General features: G+C 60.6%; 1 protein-coding gene. It reads right to left on the reverse strand.

Going from position 1 to position 3,250, the window contains the following annotated elements:
• Positions 1-3,250, reverse strand: a 3,250-nt coding sequence (locus Q0072_RS10635) for an SNF2-related protein (protein WP_298329584.1), incomplete at both ends; no start/stop codon positions are given.

Here is a 3,250-nt window from a genome sequence, read left to right on the forward strand (position 1 = left end):
ACATCCCCCTTGATCGCTACGATATCCACCCCGCCGTCCCCGGATTTCGGGGTTGAATAAACGCTGTAACCCTGACTTTTCCAGATCTCAAGGCAGAGCCGTTCGAACATGGCCGGCCCGATTGACCGCAGAAACCTACCATCAATCGGTCCATCCTCCATCACACCGGTTCCGTCAGGGCCAGTCAGATTGGAGAACTCAGCGACTGAAATATCCTCATATCCATTCAGGATATCGTCGGCCAATTGCCGCTTAGCGTCCAGCAGTCTGGCCAGCTTTGCCTCGAAGGTCACGAAGTCGGGCGAGGTGATGGTGGGGTATTTGACGTGGACTTCCCGTTCCTGCCCGATGCGATAGGCGCGGTCGGTTGCCTGATCCTCTTTCGCGGGGTTCCAGGGGCGGGTGAAATGGATGACATGGTTGGCGGCTTGGATGTTCACGCCAAATCCGATTGCCGTGGTCGACAGGATGATCACGTTGAAGCCTGGCCGGGCTTGGAAATTATCAATCAACCGCTGCCGTGACAGGCTGTCGCCCACGGTTTGCGCCTTGTTGTCACCATTGATCACCTGCACCGACAGGCCGAATTGCAAGGAGAGGGTTCTTTGCAGCTGGCGCTGAATGTCGCGGAACTCGGTAAAGACAATGGCCTTCTCTCCCTTGGCCCGAACCTTGTCCAGATAGCCGTGCAACCAGTCCAGCTTTGGTGAATCTAATCGTTCGGCTCCCGGAGGCGTGCTGCCCGGGTTGGTGAACTTAGAATGATGCGGATGGGCGCAGATCATTCGGATGTCATGAATCAGCGAGAGAATTATGTTGCCAACATTGCCACCCTTTCCCGTTTCCTGTGCTGCCCGCCGATTGGCCAGGCTATTCACGGCCTCCGTATAGAGCTGCCGCTGTCGGGACGATATGGGCAGTTCGCAGGTTTCCTGATGCTTGGGGGGCAACTGGGTGACATCGGCCTTAGTCCGCCGCAATATCTGTGGCGTGACCAGGGTGCGCAACGCCTCCACCCGGTTGCGCTGTTCGTCCGTCTTGGCCTCAATCGGTCGCACAAAGGTGCTGGCAAAGGCATTCAGGGGAAGCAGCAATCCCGGTTGAATGAAATCAAACAGACACCACAGATCGGTCAGCGAGTTTTCAACCGGCGTGCCGGTACAGGCGATACGGAAGCGGACATTTTGTTTCTTTGCGGCACGGGTGACCAGCGCGTTGGGCGTTTTGATCTTCTGCGCCTCGTCACAGACCATGATGCCCCAGCGTTCGCGGGCCAGGGACAATTCTTGGTCGCGCATGGTTTCATAGGTGGTCAGTACGATCTGCGCCGTACCGCGCCACCCGTCGCTTAGCAGCTTGCCGACACCGGCGGCGCGGTATTCCTCTGTCAACGTGCTGACCGGAACCCGCACCCTGTCCAGGTCCTTGCCATAGAGTGTCAGCGTCCGCGCCGCGCCAGCCTTGAAAAACTTGCGGATTTCGTTCTGCCAATTCTCCAGAAGACTGACGGGAGCTACCACCAGGACCGGTGCTGCATCCGGGTCGCTTTCAAGATACCAATGGATGAAGGTCAGCAATTGAAGCGTCTTGCCCAGGCCCATATCGTCGGCGAACACGCATCCGCGGGCATGGGCCGGGTGACGCCACAGGTTCTGCAGCCAGGCGATACCGCTGACCTGATGCGGTAACAGGCGGACTTGCGGGGCCAAGGCCGTGGGCAAGGACGGTGCAGTCCCCTCATCAAAGGCCAGAAGCTCGCCGCGCTTTTCCGCGTAATCGTCCCGTTCAATATTCTCGGCTATGGTCAGCTGGATCGGCGACCCTGGCTCCTCTCCAATGACCCCCGCCGCCGGTCCATGGTCAAACTCGGCCATCTCCTCCGCCATGCCACCCCCGGAACTCTGGGGTTCCGTCGGCGCTTGAGACGAGGCCAGCAAAGGCTGATAGGCCTGTAGAATGCCTAACGCTTCTGACACCGAAACAGGTCCCGGCCAGCCCTCCATCTGGATCATGTCCTGTCCGTTGGCCGGCGCGTTCTGCACTTTGCTAGACAGTTCGTTGAGCTGCTCGGTCTCTACGGTGAAATGCACCGGCGCATCGGCACCGGGCGGGTGGCAGGCGATCACCGGCTGGATGCTATCCGGCAACCAGCCCTCTCCCTTCTCCGTTTTCTGAATGTAGGGGGAATAGACGGGGTGATAGATGTCAAAGCCGGTGACGCGTGCCGAATAGCGGGAAAGATCCATGATATCAGCCAGACTGGGCACCGGCTGCCGGGATGACCAGCGGTCGGCGATGAGGGCGGACAGCGTCGCCAGCTGCTGCCCAACATCCCCGCGAAGGTCAAGCTCCTGACCGTCGAAGGCCAGGCAGGGATCACCCCGGCTGTGAGCCTGCGCCAACTGGTTGGCGAAGCGCGCGACGTCTGGCTTGCCCGTCAGGACAAGCGGAGGGAGCGGCGTCACCGCTTCATCATCGGGCGAAATCCGGATATCGACCTGCCGGACCCGGCCATCCGGCTCGCGACGCGGGTGAATGCTGAAGCTGTTGAAATGAATGCCCGCTGCGCGGCGCAGTTCCTCAAACCGGGCGGGATGCACGACCCCTTCCATCGCTGGCCCCAGAACGGCGTAGGGGTTGCGCAGAAAGGTCTTGGCCCGTTGGCCGGCCACCCGACGTCTCGGCATGTCGCGGATTTCGCGTAGTACCTGCTTCACCGGTTCATCCGGGATGATCCGCATGACCGTGCTATCATCCAAAATCAGATCATATTGGTCCTGCACCTGTCTGTACTGATCAAATACCTTCAGCCAGGGGGCCATTGGAATGTCGGCCGCACCAGGGCGCAGCTCCACAACGGGCGTGCCGTCCACCGACACCAGATTCATGTTCAGGTCCAGCTTGTCGAGGCTGATGACCACCGACCGTCGCAGGAAATCATCCATTCTGGCTCCGGCCTTCACGGCCAGCGCGCGCATCTTGGCCCAGGCCTGCCGGTTGGCGGCCCCGGACCTGTCCTGCCGCCGGGCAAACTGTTTGACCTCCTCGGCCAGTTGCCAAGCGGGCCGGGACAAAAGCCGGCTGCCATCGGTTTGGCGAATGATGCCGCCGGTCCGGGTCACCCCCGTCATCACCCGCGCCTGCTGGTCCACCCAGCAGAGATGGATGGCGAAGCCGACATCGGTGAAGCTGCCCGTTGCCTCCAGGCTGGCGGTATAAGGAGAGGGGGCCGGCAAGCGCAAAAGGCCGA

The organism is Asticcacaulis sp. (assembly GCF_027484505.1).
GTDB lineage: Bacteria > Pseudomonadota > Alphaproteobacteria > Caulobacterales > Caulobacteraceae > Asticcacaulis.